The sequence below is a fragment of the candidate division KSB1 bacterium genome, from assembly GCA_034506255.1.
GTDB classification, from domain to species: Bacteria; Zhuqueibacterota; Zhuqueibacteria; order Zhuqueibacterales; family Zhuqueibacteraceae; genus Coneutiohabitans; species Coneutiohabitans thermophilus.
Genome location: JAPDPX010000013.1, coordinates 1 through 19,987 on the forward strand (window position 1 = coordinate 1; position 19,987 = coordinate 19,987).

General features: G+C 60.1%; 12 protein-coding genes. All 12 read left to right on the plus strand.

All coding sequences use genetic code 11. From position 1 onward, the window contains the following. The first annotated feature begins 384 nt into the window (after window positions 1-384). The 12 genes from ONB52_20795 (at window position 385) to ONB52_20850 (ending at window position 19,637) form a co-directional block, all read left to right on the plus strand. Window positions 385-1,926 (plus strand): YifB family Mg chelatase-like AAA ATPase, encoded by a 1,542-nt coding sequence (locus tag ONB52_20795; protein MDZ7418571.1) that lies wholly within the window; start codon window positions 385-387, stop codon window positions 1,924-1,926. Between the two features lie 444 nt (window positions 1,927-2,370). After that, complete coding sequence (locus ONB52_20800) at window positions 2,371-2,733, plus strand: STAS domain-containing protein (protein ID MDZ7418572.1); 363 nt, start codon at window positions 2,371-2,373, stop codon at window positions 2,731-2,733. Between the two features lie 380 nt (window positions 2,734-3,113). Beyond that, window positions 3,114-3,329 carry a DUF2905 domain-containing protein gene (locus tag ONB52_20805; protein MDZ7418573.1) on the plus strand — a complete coding sequence of 72 codons (216 nt, stop codon included), beginning with the start codon at window positions 3,114-3,116 and terminating at the stop codon, window positions 3,327-3,329. Between the two features lies 1 nt (window position 3,330). Beyond that, window positions 3,331-4,677, plus strand: a complete 1,347-nt coding sequence (locus ONB52_20810; GenBank protein ID MDZ7418574.1) for a nodulation protein NfeD — start codon at window positions 3,331-3,333, stop codon at window positions 4,675-4,677. A 22-nt stretch (window positions 4,678-4,699) separates the two neighbouring features. After that, on the plus strand, window positions 4,700-5,464 hold the full coding sequence (locus tag ONB52_20815; protein ID MDZ7418575.1) for a slipin family protein: 765 nt from the start codon (window positions 4,700-4,702) through the stop codon (window positions 5,462-5,464). Window positions 5,465-5,917: 453 nt separating this feature from the next. After that, entirely contained in the window at window positions 5,918-7,474 is a 1,557-nt protein-coding gene (locus tag ONB52_20820) for a nucleotide-binding protein (GenBank protein MDZ7418576.1), read from the plus strand. A 404-nt stretch (window positions 7,475-7,878) separates the two neighbouring features. Further along, complete coding sequence (locus ONB52_20825) at window positions 7,879-10,647, plus strand: TonB-dependent receptor (protein MDZ7418577.1); 2,769 nt, start codon at window positions 7,879-7,881, stop codon at window positions 10,645-10,647. 104 nt (window positions 10,648-10,751) lie between these two features. Continuing rightward, the gene (locus tag ONB52_20830) at window positions 10,752-13,655 is read left to right on the plus strand and encodes a T9SS type A sorting domain-containing protein (protein MDZ7418578.1); all 2,904 of its coding nucleotides are present in this window, start codon (window positions 10,752-10,754) and stop codon (window positions 13,653-13,655) included. 85 nt (window positions 13,656-13,740) lie between these two features. Next, window positions 13,741-14,775, plus strand: a complete 1,035-nt coding sequence (locus ONB52_20835) for a PorV/PorQ family protein (GenBank protein MDZ7418579.1) — start codon at window positions 13,741-13,743, stop codon at window positions 14,773-14,775. Window positions 14,776-14,951: 176 nt separating this feature from the next. After that, on the plus strand, window positions 14,952-15,668 hold the full coding sequence (locus tag ONB52_20840; GenBank protein ID MDZ7418580.1) for an alpha/beta fold hydrolase: 717 nt from the start codon (window positions 14,952-14,954) through the stop codon (window positions 15,666-15,668). Window positions 15,669-16,033: 365 nt separating this feature from the next. Then, complete coding sequence (locus ONB52_20845; protein ID MDZ7418581.1) at window positions 16,034-17,815, plus strand: ABC transporter ATP-binding protein/permease; 1,782 nt, start codon at window positions 16,034-16,036, stop codon at window positions 17,813-17,815. Window positions 17,816-17,825: 10 nt separating this feature from the next. Continuing rightward, window positions 17,826-19,637 carry an ABC transporter ATP-binding protein/permease gene (locus ONB52_20850; GenBank protein ID MDZ7418582.1) on the plus strand — a complete coding sequence of 604 codons (1,812 nt, stop codon included), beginning with the start codon at window positions 17,826-17,828 and terminating at the stop codon, window positions 19,635-19,637. Window positions 19,638-19,987: the final 350 nt, after the last annotated feature.

Sequence of the window (19,987 nt, forward strand, 5' to 3'; positions counted from 1 at the left end):
AGCCAGGTGAGAAACGTGGGGTAAGCCAGTTTTTCCCGCTGGCAGAATTGCTTCTGAGTCAGACCGCTGGCGAGATACTTTTTGATGAGGGCAAGACGCGCCGCGGGACGCACCCGCCGTCTGCGAGACCACATGGGACTCCTCCTGGTGAATTTTGCGCAAAGATACGCAGCGATTCACCAAGAGGAAAGATGCGGTTCACCGAGGGGATACTTTTGTCTTTGGATTTCATCGCGTCGAAAAAGCTGGCGGCATCGGTCAGGAAGACTGTGCTACATTCCTCCGGGAGTGCGGCCTTGCCGGCAAGCCGTGAAAGCAATTGACAAAGGAAGCACGATTTTGTATATAGGGGGCGACGGCAACGTTCATTGATGAGGGGGTGGCATGCTCTCGAAAGTTTTGAGTGCTGCAGTGCTCGGCATCGATGCCTACGTGGTGACGGTGGAGACCCATCTCGAAGGTCAGTTGCCGGCCATTGCAACCGTCGGCTTGCCGGACGGCGCGGTGCGGGAATCAAAGGAGCGGATCGTCGCAGCGGTGAAGAATTCCGGTTTCCCCTTTCCGCAGAAGCGCATTACCATCAATCTCGCCCCCGCCGATGTGAGAAAAGAAGGCTCCGCCTTTGACCTGCCCATGGCCGTTGGCATTCTCAGCGCTGCCGGTGTGATCAGTGCGGCCCGGTTGGAAGACTATGTGATTCTCGGTGAGCTTTCGCTGGACGGTGCCCTGCAGCCTGTTCGCGGTGTTCTGCCCATCGCCCTGGCCGTGCAGCAACAGGGCAAACGCGGGCTGATTGTGCCCGTGCAAAATTCCCGGGAAGCCGCACTGGTCAATGCCCTCGACGTGCGCGCTGCCGGCTCGCTGGCCGAGGTGGTGGCTTTTCTCGATGGCAAAGCCGAGTTGCCGCGTTGCGGACTGAATGTCGAGGAGGTTTTTTCCACCCATCGCAAATACGCCGTGGATTTGAGCGACGTCCGCGGGCAGGAGCATGTCAAGCGCGCGATGGAGGTCGCGGCGGCCGGTGGTCACAATCTCATCATGATCGGGCCGCCCGGCTCGGGCAAGACGATGCTGGCAAAACGCTTCCCGACCATCCTGCCGGATATGACGCTGGCCGAGGCCCTGGAGACCACCAAGATTCATTCGGTGGCGGGCATCCTGCCGGCGGATGCCGCATTGGTGGCCACCCGCCCGTTTCGCGCGCCGCATCATACTGCGAGTTATGCCGGCTTGATTGGTGGCGGCCATGTACCGCGGCCGGGGGAAGTCAGCATCGCGCACAACGGTGTGTTGTTTTTGGATGAGCTGCCGGAATTCGAGCGCAACGTCCTGGAGGTGTTGCGCCAGCCGGTGGAAGACGGCCGCGTGACCATCTCACGGGCCTCACTCTCGCTCACCTATCCGGCGCAGTTCATGCTGATCGCCGCAATGAACCCTTGTCCGTGCGGCTATGCCACAGACGCGAGCCATGCCTGCTCCTGTACTCCGTTGCAGGTGCAAAAGTATCTCGCCAAAGTATCCGGCCCGTTGCTGGACCGCATTGATATTCACATCGAGGTGCCGGCCGTGAAGTTCGCCGAGCTGGCGGGCGAGGCCACCGGGGAAAATTCCGCGAGCATCCGCGCACGCGTGGAAGCGGCGCGCCAGCGGCAGTTGCACCGCTTTCGCTCACGCCCCCACCTGTACTGCAACGCGCGGATGGAATCCCGGGACATTCGCACCTTCTGCCGCGTGGACGCCAGAGGGGAGGCGCTGCTGAAGACCGCGATCACCAAGCTCGGACTTTCCGCACGCGCCTATGACCGCATTTTGAAAGTATCGCGCACCATTGCCGATCTCGATGGCAGCGAAGCGATTTTGCCGGAATACGTGAGTGAAGCGATTCAATACCGTTCGCTTGACCGCCAGCTCGGCGGTCAGGCATGAAGCTCCGGCAGCGGGCCGCCGGGAAAGCACAATTCGATAAGCTGCATTACCCCGGAACGCGCCGGTCACCCTATCTGCTGCTAATTTTTCACACTTTTGTTCGGGCAGCAGCGTGGGGCGTTCGGTAAGATTAACAACATGATCCGTCACCTCCCGGCCATCCACCATGAGCGGGAGCAGAGCCGGAGTGCGGCGCCCACGCCGGCGCGGATCAAATTTCAGGAGCCGTCGCCGCCGAGCCAAAACTGCCGATACCGCCAGACTTTTCTCGCGCCGGCAGGCAGCACAAGGCTCCTTTATCGCTGTGCCCGGCACCGGCAAAGGATCAAACTCGACGACTCGTGCAACAAGTTCGAAGTGGACGCTCAAAATGCGGATCGCTGAGCGCCCGCCCCGGCAGCAGCCCGGGCGTGACGGGTCTCACGCTGATCGAGGCGGAGTAATATGTCAACTTTTTCGACGATTGTTGTGCGCCAGCAGGGGGAGATCACTGTGATCGAGGCGCTGCCGCGGCGGATATATCTGCAAGTGGTGGAAGCCTTTCGCGCGGACTTGCAGGCTGTGATCGCCAATACCCGCGGTGCGGTGCTGCTCGACCTCGGCAAAGTCAGCGTCATGAACAGCGCCGGCCTGGGCGTGCTGATCGCCGTGCATGATCAACTGCAGCGCCAAAACCGGGCCCTGGTGATCTGCAATCTGCTGCCGGTGATGGCGGAAATTTTCAGCCGGATGAAACTCGAAACGTTGATTCCGGTGGCCAAATCGCAGGAGGAGGGCATCAAACTTTTGCAGGAGGGTACCAAATAGAAATCCCTGCTTCCGAGATATGGGCCTTCAAAGAACCGTGTTGCACACGGTGGGTGCCGCCTTCTCGTTTCTCACGTCCCCTGGATCCCGCCGCAACGGGATGAGGCATGTAATCCACGAGAGAGAGCTGAGTTCCCAATTTGAAGGTGTTGGCTCTTTGATTGTTACCCACACTGCGGAACGCAGGGATTTTCAAACGCGCAACACATTCGTCTTTGCTTTCAAAAGCCAGCGGCTAATCTAAGAGAATCGTCACAAAAGTCAAGCACAAAATCTCATGGTCCGTTGCGTTTGCCGCATGCATGTGCTTGCAACCGCAAGGACACCGCCTCTTTTGAGAGTCTGAAGGCGCGAAAAATTTTTTCGATCCCCATCGGCCTATGCAGGAACTCGGACGTCTGTTGCTCATACTCGGTGTGCTGCTCGTTGCAGCCGGTTTGGTGCTGACCCATGCCAAATCGCTGTCGTGGCTGGGCAGATTGCCGGGTGACATCCTCATTCGCAGGGGTAATTTCACCTTCTACTTTCCGCTTGTGACCTCGCTGGTGCTGAGCCTGGTGCTCACGCTGTTGCTGCATTTGCTCAGGAAACGATGAGATGAAACTGCGTCGCACATTCCCGCTCTGCGTTGGCGCGGCTGTCGTGGTGCTCGCCGCTGTCGTTCGCGGGCTGGCCGCCGGCGCCGAAGAAGCACGGACGACCGTGGCCGTGATTCGCCTCAACGGCGCGATCAATCCCCTGGCGGCGGAATACATTGTCGATGCCATCGCCGCCGCGGTCAAGGCGGAACGCGAATGCCTGATTGTCGAATTGGACACGCCCGGCGGTTTGATGGAATCGACCCGCATCATCACCAAAGCCATGCTGGCCAGTGAGGTGCCGGTGGTGGTTTACGTCTCACCCACCGGCGCGCGTGCGGCCTCGGCGGGCGTATTCCTTGCCTATGCCGCGCATGTCGCGGCGATGGCCCCCACCAGCAACATTGGCGCCGCGCATCCTGTCAACCTGGGGGGCGAAGGCGGCAGGGCGGATTCTGCCAACGCCATGATGGAGAAGGTGACCAACGATGCCGTGGCGCAAATCAAGGCGGTGGCGGAGAAGCGCGGCCGCAACGCGCAATGGGCGGAGGAAGCCATCCGCAAAAGCGTGTCGATCACCGCGAAGGAGGCACTCGCACTCAATGTCATCGATCTCATCGCGCCCAGCCTGGACAGCCTGCTGACCCTCCTCGACGGCCGCAAAGTGGAGCTGGTCAATCGCGCCGACACGCTGCACACCGCCGGCGCCCAAATTGTGGTGCAGGAAATGAACTGGCGCCACAAACTGCTCGATCGCATCTCCGATCCCAACATCGCTTACATCCTCATGCTGCTCGGCATCTACGGCCTGTTTTTCGAACTCTCCAATCCCGGTGCGGTTTTGCCGGGTGTGCTGGGCGGCATTTTTCTGATTCTCGGATTGTACGCGATGCAAACCCTGCCGGTGAATTGGGCCGGCGTGTTGTTGATTTTGTTCGGCGTGCTGCTGTTCATCATCGAGGTGAAAGTGACGAGCTACGGGGTGCTCACCATCGGCGGGATTGTGGCAATGTTTCTGGGCTCCCTGATGCTGTTCAAGCAACCCGCCACGGACTTCGAACCGGTTGCCAGGCTGTCGTTGCAGGTGATTCTGGCGGCGACGCTCGCCACCGCTGCCTTTTTCGTGTTTGCCGTGGGCATGGTGGTGCGGTCACAGCGCCGGCCGACCGTCACTGGCGCCGAGGGCATGATCGGCGAAATCGGCGAAGCCCTCACACCGATTGCCCCGCTTGGTCGCGTGAAAGTTCATGGCGAGATTTGGAAGGCCAGGAGTGCCACACCAATTGCCGCGGGTGACACCGTCAGGGTCGTTGCCCTGGAGGGCTTGCTGCTCTCAGTCGAGAAAGTGGAGTCGGCGAAACAATAATTGCTGCGGAAGGAGGAGAAAGATGGGTCTGCCAATTTGGATGATTTTTCTGGTCGTGTTCGGCATCATGCTGCTGGCGATGGCGATCCAGGTGGTGCGCGAATACGAACGGCTGGTGGTTTTCCGCCTGGGCAAACATGTCGGCGCGCGCGGCCCCGGCTTGGTGTTGATCATTCCGTTTGTTGAGCGCTTCATCAAGGTCAGCACCCGCACCATCACCATGGACATTCCGCCGCAAGATGTGATCACACGCGACAACGTCTCCATCAAAGTCAATGCCGTGCTCTATTTTCGCGTGATCGATCCCAATCGCGCCGTGCTCGAAGTGGAGGATTACCTGTTCGCCACTTCACAGCTCGCCCAGACGACGCTGCGCAGTGTGCTGGGGCAGGCGGAACTGGATGAGCTGCTGGCGCAGCGCGAGAAAATCAACAGCGAGTTGCAAAACATCATCGACACACACACCGACCCCTGGGGCATCAAAGTCAGCATGGTGGAAGTCAAACACGTCGATTTGCCGCCGGAGATGCAGCGCGCCATGGCGCGCCAGGCCGAAGCCGAGCGCGAGCGCCGCGCCAAAGTCATTCACGCCGACGGCGAACTGCAGGCCTCGACCAAGCTCTCCGAGGCCGCACAAATCATGAGCGCGAACCCGATTTCGGTGCAGTTGCGCTATTTGCAAACCCTGACCGAAGTCGCCTCCGAGCACAATTCCACCACGATTTTCCCGGTGCCCATCGATCTCGTGCAAATGTTTCTGGATCGCAAGGCCAGGGACACGAAGTAATTCCTGCCTGGTAGTCCGGGCGTGCCGCAAGGCCATGGGCAACCTGCGGCTGCATGACGAGGGGAACTCTTGCTCTCATGTGCCGCCTCCTTTGCGCCTGCGGCACTGTGAGTTTGAAAAGAATGTCCTTTCCCACTGTCAAGCGGCGAGGTCTCGTGAAGCTTCCGGCACGCTGGCGGGTATTGCACAAGATTCGCCTGAATGACATTCTGAAAATCATTCTTGTGGAATCAGGCAACAGCACATGAAGCTGCGGCCGGTGTGTCTCCCGCACTGCGCAACTGAACATCCTTGCGAAGGTCTGCCCTCCGCGCCGCCGATGCCGGGTGTGCACCAGCGCCATTCGGCTGCGCGATCGCGGGATCGCTTTTGCACCTTGCGGCGGGCAAAATTTTCCCTGCCATTCGCAATCGTTTCACATCGCATCCTGGAAGCTGTTGAAAGGGGCGGGCGATGAAACTGTTCGAGAATCGTCGCGATGAAAAATACCTTGCCACGCTGCGGGAACGGCTCAGCATCTCCGGGCCCAACGGCTTGCGCCAGCGCGCCATCCGGATGAGCCGTGTGGTGGAGGCGGAGGGCAGGCACTTCACCCATTGCTGCCGCATCGATTTTCTGGGTCTCGCCGCCAGCAATCTGCTGGATGCCGGCGGCGAATATGTTCCCACCAGTGTGGCCGATTGCCTTGAAGAAATTTTCCAGCAGGCCCATGTGCTCAACGACGCGGGTTGCTTCGTGAAGATGCGGTTCCTGTTTTGCTATCCCTACGCCGCCTATGCCATTTCGCGCATCCAGGCGGAATCCACCCGCAATCGTTCCGCGATCGACGAGCCGCGTTATGTGCGGGATTTCAAACTGATCGAACAGGTGAATGAAACCACCTTTTTGCAGTCCGCGCTGGTGCGCAATCAAACCAACGGCCTGGAGCAGATTCAGATTTGGGTCGACAAATACGGCTGGGGGCCGCAGGCGCTGAACAAGGTCGTTGTGCGTTTCACGCCCATGAGCCCGGATCTTTGCCTGTTGATCATGAATGACACCGCCTTCTGTGACGCCTATCTCAGCGCCAAGAAAAGCCGTCTGGCCAAGCGCGGTGCCATTGTTGTGCCGCTGATTCAAGTGGGGAGTGATGAGGATCGCAGTGCCTTTGCTGGCCTGGAAGATCACTTTCGCTATCTCTGGGATCATGACACCACGCTGGACTGCGAAGACGCAACCTACTACCAGCCCGGCGTCCCCAACAGTCTGCGCCAGATCCGGCCGCCACGCCAAATCGACTTCTCGAAGAAGGCCGCACGCCTGCAACGCCGCAACAAGCATGTCAGCGAAGAGGAGTTGAATCACTGGCGCTTCGTGGTCACCCGCATTTTCGACCGCTTTTGTATCGATCCGGTACCGGCGCCCAACTCCGAATCGCTGTTCATCGCCTGCAGTTGGGAAAAAAGCAAAGACCAGCGTCATGTGCCCAACCGTTCGGCCCGGCAAGTGTTCGAGTATCTCGAGGAGGATTTTGGCTTCGGCATTGAGAAGCCGCTGCTGGAGATCCATATCATGGAGGCGGCCACCGGTGACTTTCTGACCCGCCAGCTTTATGCCCGGCTGCAGCAATCGACGCTGGCCATCATCCTGCTCACCATGGACATCACCAGCACCACCGGCGAGCGCTTCACCCGGCCCAATGTCTATCACGAGCTCGGCTACCTGATGCGCCACCTCGAAGCGCTGCGCCTGCTGGTGCTCTGCGAGGAGGGTGTGAACGTGCCCTCCAATATTCATGATCTCGTTCGGGTGGACTTTACAACCAACAAACTCGCGCTCTGTTACCGCGACATTCTCGACTGGCTCGCGCATGCCACCACCTTCGTACCCCGGCCCACGATTGTGCAGGCGTGCCGGCACCACATCAAACGGCTCGAACAACTGGTCGAGAAAGGCTGGCTGTCAACCGACGAGGTCGAAATGGCAAAACAGCGCCTGCTCAATGACATCGACCGGGTGAAAAAATCCTGATCATGTTCCGTTCATCCGGCTCTTGACACTCTGGGCAGGATTTTTATCTTCAGGCATCATTCGGCTGGCGAACCTCGGCACGAAACGACGTTCGCCCCGTCCCCCTCTTCCACGGCTCCGAGATTCCCGCAACCTGGCCTGGCACCGCCGTGCAGCCCGCCAAAAACAAAGTTGCATTCTTTTACCGCAACCATCATGACCGGGCGGCAGGCAGTCGTGTTGATACCCAATGCCATGTGAGAAAGGCACGCCGGAACCTCTTCCCTCCGACCCGGCTCAATCTTGCGCCGACGCTGCTCCGGCCTTGCAATTGACAATTTTTGCCAGATCGTGTCTGCGACAATGCCTCGTCAAAAAGCGGCGCTGAGAAGCATCATCCATTTCACCATTTCCTGGAGGGCATTATGAAAAAAATGCTGCTGCCCTTTCTCCTGCTGTTCCCGGCGGCACTGGTTGCCGGCACGGTCGGTAAAATCTCCGGCCGTGTTATTGACCGGGAAACCGGGGAGCCGCTGCCGGGCGCGAGCATCCTGCTCGAGGGCTCCACGCTGGGCGCGGCGAGTGATGTCAAAGGTGTCTACTACATTCTGAACGTGCCGCCCGGTCAGTACACACTGGTGGCGCGCATGATGGGCTATGCCGAGCAACGGGTCAGCAAGGTGCGCGTCAACGCCGATCTCACCACCGAAATCGATTTCGCCATGAGCTCGACGGTGCTGGAGCTGGGCGAGGGGATCGAGGTGGTGGCGGAACGGCCGTTGCTGCAGAAGGATGTGACGGCAACGCAGAACATTGTGCGCGGCGAGGAGATTACCGCTGCGGCAGTCAATTCCTTCACCGGTGCCATGGTGCAAACCGCGGGCTTCGTGGTGATGGGAGTGGGCGAAGGCGGAGCGGTGAATGATTCGGAGGGCGGCGGCATTCACGTGCGCGGCGGCCGCGGCGGCCAGCTCGGCTACATGATCGACGGCTTCTATGTCGAAGATGCCTTGTATGGCGGGCTGGGCTCGGATGTGACGCGCAACGGCATTGAAGAACTCTCCGTGCTCACCGGCACGTTCAACGCGGAATATGGCGAGGCGCTTTCCGGTGTGATCAATCTGGTGACCAAGGAGGGCGGGCAAAAGTATGAGGGCCTGCTGCGTTACGCCACCGACGAGCTGATGATCGGCCAGCTCGGCGACATCAAACACAACAACTGGCACACCCGCCGCCAGGAGTTTTCGCTGGGCGGGCCGGTGCCCATGCTCGGCGACAAGTTCCGCTTCTACGCCTCCTTCGATCACCACGTCACCAACACCTATCTCAACGTCACCAAAAGCGTGCTGCCGGAGGATGCCCACGTGTTCGGCCGGCCGGATTCGCTGGCGATTCTCTATCTCGACGGGGACGGCTTCGTGCGCCTGCCGCAATACTACATTGAAGTCGTCAACGGCGTGCCGGTGTTGCGCGAACGTGCTGCGCCCGGCACCACGCCGCAGGTGCAACGGGCCGGAGTGGTGCATTATCACAACAACAACACCTTCAACTTTCAGTATCGCGGCAACGCCAAACTCACCTTTGCGCCCACCCCCTCCACGAAACTGATCATCGGCACCACACTCACCGACCAGCGCTACAAAAACTACAGCCACGCCTTCAAGATGCTGCCCAACCACGCCAACCGCACGTGGGTGAAAAGCGCGCTCACCAATCTGACCTGGAACCATACGCTTTCGCCCAGCACGTTTTATACCCTGCGGCTGGGCGATTTCCGGCTGTGGCGGCGGGAAGGTTTGGGCAAACCCTACGATGAGATCGTGGTGCCGCGCGCGGTCAGCGATGCCTTCGGCGGGCAGTCCAACTACGAGTTCTACGGTGCCTACATCGACTTCACCGCCGACGGCGACACCGTGGTGGTGCTCTCCGATGACGACTACAGCCAGGCCTACCGCTCCTGGACGCAGACCCTCAACCTGGATATGACCTCGCAAGTGTCCCGCCATCACCAACTCAAATTCGGGGCCGAGTTCAAACGGCTGGATTTGCGCAATCACATCATCAGCAGCCTCAACACCTACAACATCACCACCTACTACCGCTTCAAACCGGTGCAAATCGCCGCCTATCTGCAGGACAAGATGGAATTCCAGGACATGGTGATCAACCTCGGCCTGCGCTGGGATTATCTCGACCCCAAGAGTGACTATGTCGAGTCCAAGCGCGATCTCACCGAAACGCGCGTGATTGAGCGGGCCCAAAAGAAGATTCACTTCAGCCCGCGGCTGGGCTTCGGCTACCCCATCACCGATCGCGCTGTGCTGCACTTTGCCTACGGCCAGTTCACGCAAAATCCGGATTACAACTTCTTTTACCGCGGCCTGAATTTTGGCTGGTCCACCGCGGTGCCCAACATCGCCGACCATTTCATCGTCGGCAACCCCAATCTCAAACCCGAGCGTTCGACGGTTTACGAGCTGGGCACCAAGGTCAAGATCGCCGAGGATCTCGCCGGCGATGTCACGGTTTACTACAAGGACATCTTTGACTATGTTTCGACCATCTACTTCGCGGATGCCACGCCGCAGGATTATTTCACCTTCGTGAATGAGGATTATGCCAACGCGCGCGGCATCGAAGTGACGCTCGAAAAACGCTTCCGCCACAACTTCTCCGGCCGTTTGGCCTACACCTTTTCGCGCGCCGAAGGCAACTCGGCCAGCGAATACACCCATTACAACGAGTACATCAATCAATCCGTGCTGCAGGAGGTGCCCCCGAAGAAAGCAATCACCATGGATTGGGATCAACCGCATACACTCAGCTTTGTGCTGGATATTCGCCAGCCGCGCAACTGGGGCGTGAACATTTATGGCCGCTTCGGCAGCGGTTTGCCCTACACCCCGGTGGATGCCCGCGGCCGCCAGCTCGATGAGAGCAACAGTGCGCGCAAGCCCTGGACCGGCACGGTGGATCTGCGCCTCTCCAAAGAGTTCTCCTGGCAGAACCTGCACTTCGAGCTGTTTTCCGACCTCACCAACGTTTTCAACAAGCGCAACGTGATCTCGGTGTTTCAAACCACCGGCAGTCCCTACCAAAGCACCGTGCCCGGCATCAGCGTGGAAAACGAAGAGCGGCCCTATTTCTTCGGGCCGCCGCGCCACGTCGAACTGGGATTGCAGGTGGAATTTTGAAGGCCGGGTGGCGCGATTGTGACAGAGGCGCAGGAAGGCAACGGCGGGGAAGGGGACACTTTCCCTGCCGGAGGCATTTCGACCAGGTTTCAAGAGAGGGTGTCATGGATTTCAAAAAATACCGTTTGCTTTCACTCCTGCTCATCGCGCTGTGGCCGTTTGTCGAACCGCCGGCGCACGCGCAGGAACCCGGCATGACCAAGCGCGAGTTTTTCGAGCAAATTCTCGCTCCCGCGCGCGGGCTGAAACCACTGCCCGCACCGGCGAAGCCGGGCGCCTTCATCGATCGCAAGCGCAGCGTGCTGGATGTCGGCAAGCTGGTGGTGCGCCTTTCCAACGGCGCGGTACTGGGCTATGATCGTTGGGGCCTCAATCACCAATGGCCGGCGGGCGGTGATTTGACCTACTACTGGACGCTGGCGCCGATGGTGGGGGCTCGCACGCCGCGCGGCTTGAGCGTGGCCATTGGCACGCGCGGTGCGGCGCGCGACCATGAAGAGGAATACCAGCCGCTGCCGGGCTACGATGCCGGCAAAGTCATCGAGGAGGAAAACATCGGCATCGCGATGAGCGACCTCCCGCAAAGCTGGCCGGCAAACTGGCCGCGCAACCCCTACACCGACGGCATCACCAAGCTCCGCTTCAACATCGAACAGCCGCTCGATCAGGATCATCCCGAGGGCCGCGGTTTGCGTTTCCCCGGCTCGTTCAACGGCAAGGTCGTCGCCGACCGCGAATGTTATTTTGTCGTGACCGACAATGATCCCAAGGACGGCAACATCGCCAGTGCCAATGACGGTGTGGGGCCGCTCAACATCCGGGTCGATCTGTGGGGTCTGCAATGGGGCGATGCCCTCAATGAAGATTTCATCATCTGGAAGCAGATCGTCACCAACATCGGCGGGGACACCCTGAAGGACCTGTACATCGGCATGCACGGCGACCCCGACACACCCGAGCAGGGCACCAACGAATGGACCGACGACTTCGCACTGTTCATTCCGCCCAATTCCGCCGGTTATGACCCGCTGTTGTGGAATACGGTTCTGGTGTGGGATGGCGATGATCGGGCGCAGGGTTTCATCGAGAAGAACGTGCCGTGGATCGCGATGAAAGTGCTGGAAACGCCGGTTGACCCGGCCACCGGCCGGCAGCGCGGGCTGACCACCATGTATTTGTTCGACTACAGCTCGGCTGCGCAAAGCGACCGCGCCGCCTACGCCGAGCTCAGCTTCGGGATTCAACCGCCCGACAATGTCAATCCGCATCCCGACGATTATACCCGGACGCCCAACTCCTACGGCCCCGACATCACGTTCGTTTTTGCCTCCGGCCCCTTTGACTTGCCGCCGGGTGAAAGCCTGACTTTTGTGCTGGCGGATATCCTGGGCGCCAATCGTGCGGACGTGCTCAACAATGCCGTGCTGGCACAGGTGCTGTACAACAACGACTACAAAGCGGCCGAACCGCCGAAGGAGCCGTGGCTGCGCGCCGTGCCTGGTGATGGCAGCGTCACACTCTATTGGGATGCCACACCGAGTGAAACCAGCAGTGACCGTCTCACCAAGAACAACCGGTTTCAGGGCTACCGTATTTATCGCAGCGATGACCGCGGCCGCACCTGGGGCACACCGATCACCGATGTCAACGGCACAGTGGTCGCGTATGTGCCGCTGGCGCAATTCGACTTGAATGACGACATCACCGGCATCGATCCCCTGTCACCGTATCTGGATTTGGGCTCGAACACCGGTTTGGCGCACAAATTCGTCGACAACAACGTCATCAACGGCTATGAGTACTGGTATGCGGTGACCGCCTACGATTCGCGTGACGAGTTCAAAGTCAACCCCAGCGATCCCAGCGGCATTCCGGTGCCGCCACTGGAGAATTCACGCAAGAACAATCCCAATTTTCCCAATGACAACACCGTGGCGGTGGTGCCGCTGCCGCGGGTGGCGGGCTTCAAGGCCGGCCAACTCACCGGCCCGGAGCGTTTGAGCGGCCACGGCACCGGCGATCTCCTGCTGGAATTGCTCGATGAGGTGAGCGTCCTTTCCGAGGAATACACGCTGAAATTTGAAGGCTCCGGCGCTGCGCTGCGTTTCACCATCACCAACAAAGCCGGTCAAGCCGTGCTCAGCAACGTCACCGCTGTGCAGGGTGAGGAGACGATTCCGGTGTTCAATGGCATCCGGCTGCGAGTGTTGAACGATCCCGACAATGTCTTGAACACGCGGCTGGCCGGTTTCTTCGTGGGCAACACCGACCAGCCTGCGGCCACCAACTACACCATCAGCGTGCGGCCGCAGCAGGCCATCAATGAAGCGGATTATGAAGTGCGCTTTACCGCCGCCGGCGACACCTCGCTGCGGCTCGGCACCAATCCCGCCATCCCTGTGCCCTTCGAGATTTGGAATGTCTATGAGCGCACGGCACCGGTGAAAGTGGATTTCTTTCTTTCCCAGGCGAGCACCGACTCGACGCCGGAGATGCGGCGCATGTGGACCAGTGGCGATGAGATGACCATCCGCGAAAAGGTGGCGGGCCGTGACCGCTTCACCTGGAAAATCACGCTGGCTGCGCCTGCCGAGGGCGAGGCCATTGCGCCGCAAACTGGCGACGTGGCGCGGGTCTATTTGACCCATCCCTTCCAGAGTGAAGATGCTTTCAAATTCACCACCCGGGCCGCCAGCACGGCGGCCAGTGCGGCCGATTTGGCGGGGGTGCGCGTCGTGCCCAATCCCTATCGCGTCGCCTCGGTGTTCGAAACGACGTTGTTCAACAAGGAAATCCAGTTTCGCCACCTGCCGGCGCGATGCACCATTCGCATTTACAACCTCGCCGGCGAATTGGTGAAGACCATCGAGCACAACAATGGCACCGCGATGGAGCCGTGGAATCTGCGCACCTACAACGATCAGGAGATCGCCTTCGGCATCTACTTCTATCATATCACGCTGCCGAACGGCCAGCAGTCCATGGGAAAGTTTGCGGTGGTGAAGTGAGGCCGGCGGGCGCGGCGGCGTTTGTGCCACAACAAACACCGCACGGCCCCGGCGATTTTGAATTCTCGACCTGGAGAACGGGCATATGAAATCGCAAACATGGTTGCTGATGCTGGTGCTGTTGCCGGCACCGGCACTGGCGCAATTCGACAATGCCGGCACCTCGGCTGCGAATTTCCTGAAGATTGGTGTGGGCAGCCGGGCGGAAGCCATGGCCGGCGCTTACGTGGCGCAAGCCAGCGACATTTCCACCGTTTTTTGGAATGTCGCCGGGCTGGCGGATGTGCGCCAGCGCGAGCTGATGATCGCCCGCACGGACTGGATCCTCGACGTCAATCTCGTGGCGGTGGCTGTCAGCCTGCCGCTCGGTGAAAATGCCACCCTGGCAGCGAGCGTGAACGCTTTGAGCATGGGTGACTTCGAAGAAACCACCCCGGAAGCGCCGGATGGCACCGGCATTCACCTCGGCGGCAGCAATCTCGCCGCGGGGCTGGCCTATGCCAAACGGCTGACCGATCGTTTCTCCGTTGGCCTGCAGGGCAAGTATGTCGGCGAAAGCGTGGCCAACTCCAAGGCCCATGGTTTCGCGCTTGACTTCGGCACACTTTATCAAACCAATTTTCGCGGCTTGAAGATCGGCATGTCGATCTCCCATTTTGGCACCAAATTGCAATTGTCCGGACGCGAGCAGCTCATCCGCGTGGACGTCGCTCCCGGCCTGGGCGCCAACCCCGATGAAACGCCCGCCCGTCTGGAAACCGAGGCCTGGCCGATGCCGCTGGTGTTTCGCCTGGGCGTGTCGCTCGATGTCTTCCGCTTTGAACACCAGGCGCTGGTCGCCAACGTCGACTACTTCGACTATCGCGACGTGGCCCCCGGCTTCTGCGTTGGCGGGGAATACTCGCTGAATCGTTTCGTCTTTGTGCGCGGCGGCTTCCGCGCACTCACCCATGCCGACAACATCGATGACCCCGACAACCAGACCTTTCTTCCAACCCTGGGCGGCGGCCTGGATCTGCACCATGCCAAATCCAGTTACCGCCTGCGGCTGGACTATGCCTACTCCGATCTCGGCCGCTTGAGCCAGGCCCATCGCTTCACCTTTGCCTTCGTGTTTTGAGTGTTGCGGACCGGTCGGCGCGGCATGGCGGCCGGTCCGCTCCCCGAGTGTTGTGCGTCGCGGCTTCCCGCCCGGTCCCTCATGCGGCAGTCCCATGATTCTCTGCCACGCGGTTGACTTTTGCCCCACGGGATGATATATTGCCAGCGATGAGGCCACCGCATGAAATCGGATGTTTGTTGCTGCACGGATTCACCAGCAGCCCGCAGGAAATGGCCGGGTTGGCCGCGTTGCTTGCCGAAAAGGGTTACACCGTTCGCACTCCACGCTTGCCCGGGCACGCCACTCATCCCCGCGATTTGCTCCATGTTTCCCATTATGACTGGCTGGCCACCGCCGAACAAGGTTTGCAGGAAATTCGCCAAATCAGCCGGCAACAAGTGGCCATCGGCCTGTCGCTCGGAGCCACTCTGGCTTTGCACTTGGCTGCCAACTTCAGGGTGGCAGGAGTGGTGGCGCTGGCGCCCGCGCTCAAACTCTCCTGGTGGGCTGCTGCCAGTGTGTATTTGCTCTCACCCTTCAACTACATTCGCCACAAAGCTGCCGGCCCGGATGTGAAGAATCGCGCGGGCAAGGCTCTGCTGCAGAGCTATGAATCCTATCCCATCGCCGCGGCCAAGCCGGCGTTGCGGCTGATGCGGCTGGTGCGGCGTGAACTCCCCCGCATCACGGCGCCGCTGCTGGCGGTGCATGCACAGGATGATCACGTCATCCCGGTGGGCAATCTCGACTATCTGCTCCGCCAGGTGAAATCTCCCCGCGTGGAGAAGTTGATCGTCACGAATTCCTATCATGTGTTGACGGTCGATCATGATCACGAGGAGATTTTTGCGCGCGTGCTGGCATTCATCCATCACGTGACCGTCCCCGCCGCCGTGACGGCGGCCCGCTAGAGCGGAGCGGCACGCGTCCCGTCCATTCAGATGGTACACTCGTTCGGCATTGACCCACCCTGTGAGGCAGACTTCCCGTCTGCAAACCAGGCAGGCAAAATGCCTGCAGTGCAAAACTTTTCAGGCGTGATCGTTTCCCCGGATGAATTGCCATGTGCGCCTGCACACCCATCACGATAAAAATGCCACCCAGCCCTCTTGTCCGCCTGCCGGCTGGCAAGTCTGCGCCACGGCGTTTTTGTGGCTACCAAAGTTGAAACGCGAGAACGCAAGTTTGTATGGCTTGGTGTTCTGCGCGCCCTGACGGTTCAAAGAAACTGCGCGGGCGGGCTATTTTTTCAGGGGTAATATTTCAAGAATGCCATATGGCCGTTGCCTCCACCATCAAAACAAGTTTGAGCGAGTTGCGTGAGCTGGCGCCGCTGCTGCCCCACCTCCGGAAATACCGCGGCCGGATTGCCCTGGGCGTGGTTTTCATCTTCGTCACCAACATTTTTGCCCTGCTCGGGCCAAAGGTGTTGCAGCGCGCCATCGACATGCTGCGCGCCGATCTCACCTCCGCACGGCTGCTGCGCGCCGCCGGCCTGATTTTGCTGGTTTCTGCGGCCGAGGGCTTTTTCCGCTACTGGATGCGGCAAACCATCATCGTGGTGTCGCGTTTCGTGGAATACGATCTGCGCAACGATTACCTGCGGCATTTGCAGCGCATGTCACGCGGCTTTTTCAACCGTCATCCCACCGGCGACTTGATGGCGCGTGCCACCAACGATTTGAACGCCGTGCGCGCCGTGCTCGGGCCGGGCATCATGTATGCCTCCAACACGCTGGTGGTCGGCATGGGTGCCTTCATTCTGATGATGCTGATGAGTGTGAAGCTCACGCTGCTGGCGATGCTGCTGCTGCCGCTGATGGTGGTGATCGTGAAAGTCACGATGGACAGGATTTACACCGCCTACCACCAGATTCAGGAGCAGTTTTCCAGGATCACCGCGCGCGTGCAGGAAAATCTCTCCGGCATCCGCGTCATCAAATCCTATTTGCGCGAGGCTTTCGAAATTGAGCAGTTTGGCCGGCTCAACCGCGAGTACATGCGGCAGAACATCGCGCTCAGCAAAGTGGAGAGCCTGTTGTGGGCGGGCATGGGCACGCTCTCCGGCGCCGGTATCCTGCTGCTGTTGTGGGTCGGCGGCCGGGAGGTGATTTACGGCCGGCTGAGCTGGGGGGAATTCGTCGCCTTCGTGGCATACCTCGGCATGCTGACCTGGCCGATGATTGCGCTGGGATGGGTGATCAACGTCGTGCAGCAGGGCGCCGCCGCGATGGGGCGGATCAACCGCATTTTGCGCGAGACGCCGGAGATTCGGGACACGCCGGACACCGATCACACTCTCACCACCATTCGCGGCGAAATCGAATTCCAGAACGTCAGTTTTCGCTACCATGAATCGGCGTGGGCGTTGCGCCACATCAATCTCAAAATTCCCGCCGGCATGACGCTGGCGATCGTGGGCCACACCGGCAGCGGCAAATCCACGCTGGTCAATTTGATTCCACGGCTGTTCGATCCCACGGAAGGCCGCGTGCTGATCGACGGCACCGACATTCGGCGCATCCCGCTGGCGGTGCTGCGCCGGCACATCGGCTGTGTGCCACAGGAGACCTTTCTTTTCTCCGACACGATTCAGGAGAACATCACCTTCGGCAGCGCGGTGAACAACGGGGAATCGCTGCAGGCAGCCGCCACCCTGGCGCGCATTCGCGACGAGATCGAATCGTTTCCGGAGCGCTATGCCACCCTGCTGGGCGAGCGCGGCATCAATCTTTCCGGCGGACAGAAACAGCGCGTCGCCATCGCGCGCGCCATCCTGCGCCAGCCGCGCATCCTGATTCTCGACGATGCCCTGTCAGCGGTGGACACCTGCACCGAAGACGAGATTCTGCGCGGGCTGCGCGGGGTGATGCGCGAGCGCACCAGCATCATCATTTCCCACCGCATTTCCACGGTGCGGGATGCCGATCTCATCGTCGTGCTCAAAGACGGCATGATCGTCGAGCGCGGCACGCATGAATTGTTGCTCGAAAAGGACGGCCTCTACGCCGAGCTGAGCCGCATGCAGCAATGGGAAGAGGATTTGGAGAACCTGTAGGACGTGCCCGATGGCCGGATACGATGAAGAAAAACTGACCCGGACCTATGACGCCGTGCTCATGCGCCGGCTGTTGCGCTATGTGCGCCCGATGCGCGGCCGCATGGCGCTTGCCGTGTCGCTGCTCCTGCTCAGCAGCGGGCTGTCGGTGCTCGGCCCCCTGCTGACCAAAATCGCCATCGATCGGCACATCGCCAACAAGGATCTGCGCGGCCTCACGGTGGTCGCCCTGGCCTTTCTCGCCATCCTGCTGCTCGGGCTGGCGGTGAACTATTCCCGTGCGGTGCTGATGGAGCGCATCGGTCAGCGCATCATGTATGATTTGCGCATGCAGATTTTCGGCCATCTGCAGCGCCTGCCGCTCGCCTTCTTCAACCGCAACCCGGTGGGCCGGCTGATGACGCGCGTCACCAACGACGTCGAGTCACTCAACGAATTGTTCACCTCCGGCCTGGTGGCGGTGTTCGGCGATATCTTCATGCTGGGCGGCATCATCCTCGCGCTGTTTCAGTTGAACTGGCAGCTCACCCTGCTCACCCTGGCCACCGTACCGCTGCTCTATCTTGCCACCGCCATCTTCAAGAAAAAAGTGCGGGAAGCCGAGCGCGACATTCGCGTGCGGCTGGCGAAAATCAACGCCTTCCTGCAGGAAAACATCACCGGCATGACGGTGGTACAACTCTTCAACCGCGAGGAGAAAAATTTCCGGCAATTCGACGGGAAAAATCGCGAATATCTTGAAGCCTATCGCAAGACCATTTTCTATTATGCCGTTTTCTATCCGGTGGTCGAATTCATCGGCGCGCTGGCGGTGGCCCTGATCATCTGGTATGGCGGCGGCCAGGTGATTGCCGGGGCGCTCTCCTTCGGCGCGCTGGTGGCCTTCATCATGTATGTCGAGATGTTCTTCCGGCCGATCAGCGACCTGGCGGAGAAATACGGCATTTTGCAAACCGCCATGGCGAGCGCCGAGCGCATTTTCCGCATTCTGGACGAACCGGACGAACTGGCCGGCACCAACGGCGTGAGTGTGGCCCCGGCCGCCACGCTGCCGGCACGCTGGGCGCGGGGCGAAATCGAATTCCGCCACGTGAGCTTCGGCTATCGCGATGACGAGCTGGTGTTGCAGGATGTCTCCTTCAAAATCGCCGCGGGTGAAACCGTGGCGATCGTGGGTGCCACCGGCGCCGGCAAGACCACCCTCATCAGCCTGCTGTCCCGCTTTTACACGCCCAAAAGCGGCCGGATTTTCATCGATGGCCGGGATGTGGCGACGCTGCCCTTGTATGACGTGCGCGCGCAAATCGGCCTGGTGCTGCAGGACGTCTTTCTCTTCGCCGACACCATCGCGGAGAACATCCGGCTCGGCAATCCCGCCATCACCCTGGAGGCGGTGCGCCAGGCCGCCGCCGAGGTCAACGCGCTGCGCTTCATCGAAAAATTGCCGCAGCAGTTCCAGGAGATGGTGCTCGAGCGCGGCAATTCGCTTTCCGTTGGCCAAAAGCAGCTCATCGCCTTCGCACGCGCGCTGGCTTATGATCCGCCCATTCTCGTGCTCGATGAGGCGACTTCCAGCGTCGACACCGAAACCGAGCTGCTCATCCAGGCGGCGCTCGAACGCCTGATGCGCGGCCGCACCTCGCTGATCATCGCGCACCGGCTGTCGACGATTCAGCATGCCAGCCGTGTGATCGTCATGCACAAGGGCCAGGTGCGTGAGAGCGGCACGCATGAGGAACTGATGGCATTGCGCGGCATCTATTACCGGCTGTATCAATTGCAGTTTGCTCCGCAGGAGAAACTGGCCCGGCGCGCCGGTTGAACAGGGGCTTGATGGGGGACAGCAGACCCGCAGCCCGTGCCTGGGTGGCTGGTTTCCAAAGGGGACGACGCTTGTGACTCCATGAATTTTGCATGCGGGCTTGCTGTTGCCGCAAGAACTGGCCTGTTCACAAAACTCCGTCAGGAGTGGCCTGTAGAATTTCTCATGATCTGGCGCGGTTTTTTTGAGGAGAACCCAACAGGTCACTCCTCACGACGTTTGGGAAAATGCAGAAAGCAGCTTCCCTAAAAACAGTTCATTCCTAACGGAGTTGACCGCACGGTGGCCTGCAAAATTTTTTATGCATCCCCCTGGGTGGTTGGCCGTCGCGATCAAAGCGACGTTTCCCG

What these genes read in the sequence shown, in the direction of transcription:
- ONB52_20795 (MDZ7418571.1), top strand. Translation starts at nt 385, where the DNA reads ATGCTCTCGAAAGTTTTGAGTGCTGCAGTGCTCGGCATCGATGCCTAC.
- ONB52_20800 (MDZ7418572.1), top strand. Translation starts at nt 2,371, where the DNA reads ATGTCAACTTTTTCGACGATTGTTGTGCGCCAGCAGGGGGAGATCACT.
- ONB52_20805 (MDZ7418573.1), top strand. Translation starts at nt 3,114, where the DNA reads ATGCAGGAACTCGGACGTCTGTTGCTCATACTCGGTGTGCTGCTCGTT.
- ONB52_20810 (MDZ7418574.1), top strand. Translation starts at nt 3,331, where the DNA reads ATGAAACTGCGTCGCACATTCCCGCTCTGCGTTGGCGCGGCTGTCGTG.
- ONB52_20815 (MDZ7418575.1), top strand. Translation starts at nt 4,700, where the DNA reads ATGGGTCTGCCAATTTGGATGATTTTTCTGGTCGTGTTCGGCATCATG.
- ONB52_20820 (MDZ7418576.1), top strand. Translation starts at nt 5,918, where the DNA reads ATGAAACTGTTCGAGAATCGTCGCGATGAAAAATACCTTGCCACGCTG.
- ONB52_20825 (MDZ7418577.1), top strand. Translation starts at nt 7,879, where the DNA reads ATGAAAAAAATGCTGCTGCCCTTTCTCCTGCTGTTCCCGGCGGCACTG.
- ONB52_20830 (MDZ7418578.1), top strand. Translation starts at nt 10,752, where the DNA reads ATGGATTTCAAAAAATACCGTTTGCTTTCACTCCTGCTCATCGCGCTG.
- ONB52_20835 (MDZ7418579.1), top strand. Translation starts at nt 13,741, where the DNA reads ATGAAATCGCAAACATGGTTGCTGATGCTGGTGCTGTTGCCGGCACCG.
- ONB52_20845 (MDZ7418581.1), top strand. Translation starts at nt 16,034, where the DNA reads ATGGCCGTTGCCTCCACCATCAAAACAAGTTTGAGCGAGTTGCGTGAG.
- ONB52_20850 (MDZ7418582.1), top strand. Translation starts at nt 17,826, where the DNA reads ATGGCCGGATACGATGAAGAAAAACTGACCCGGACCTATGACGCCGTG.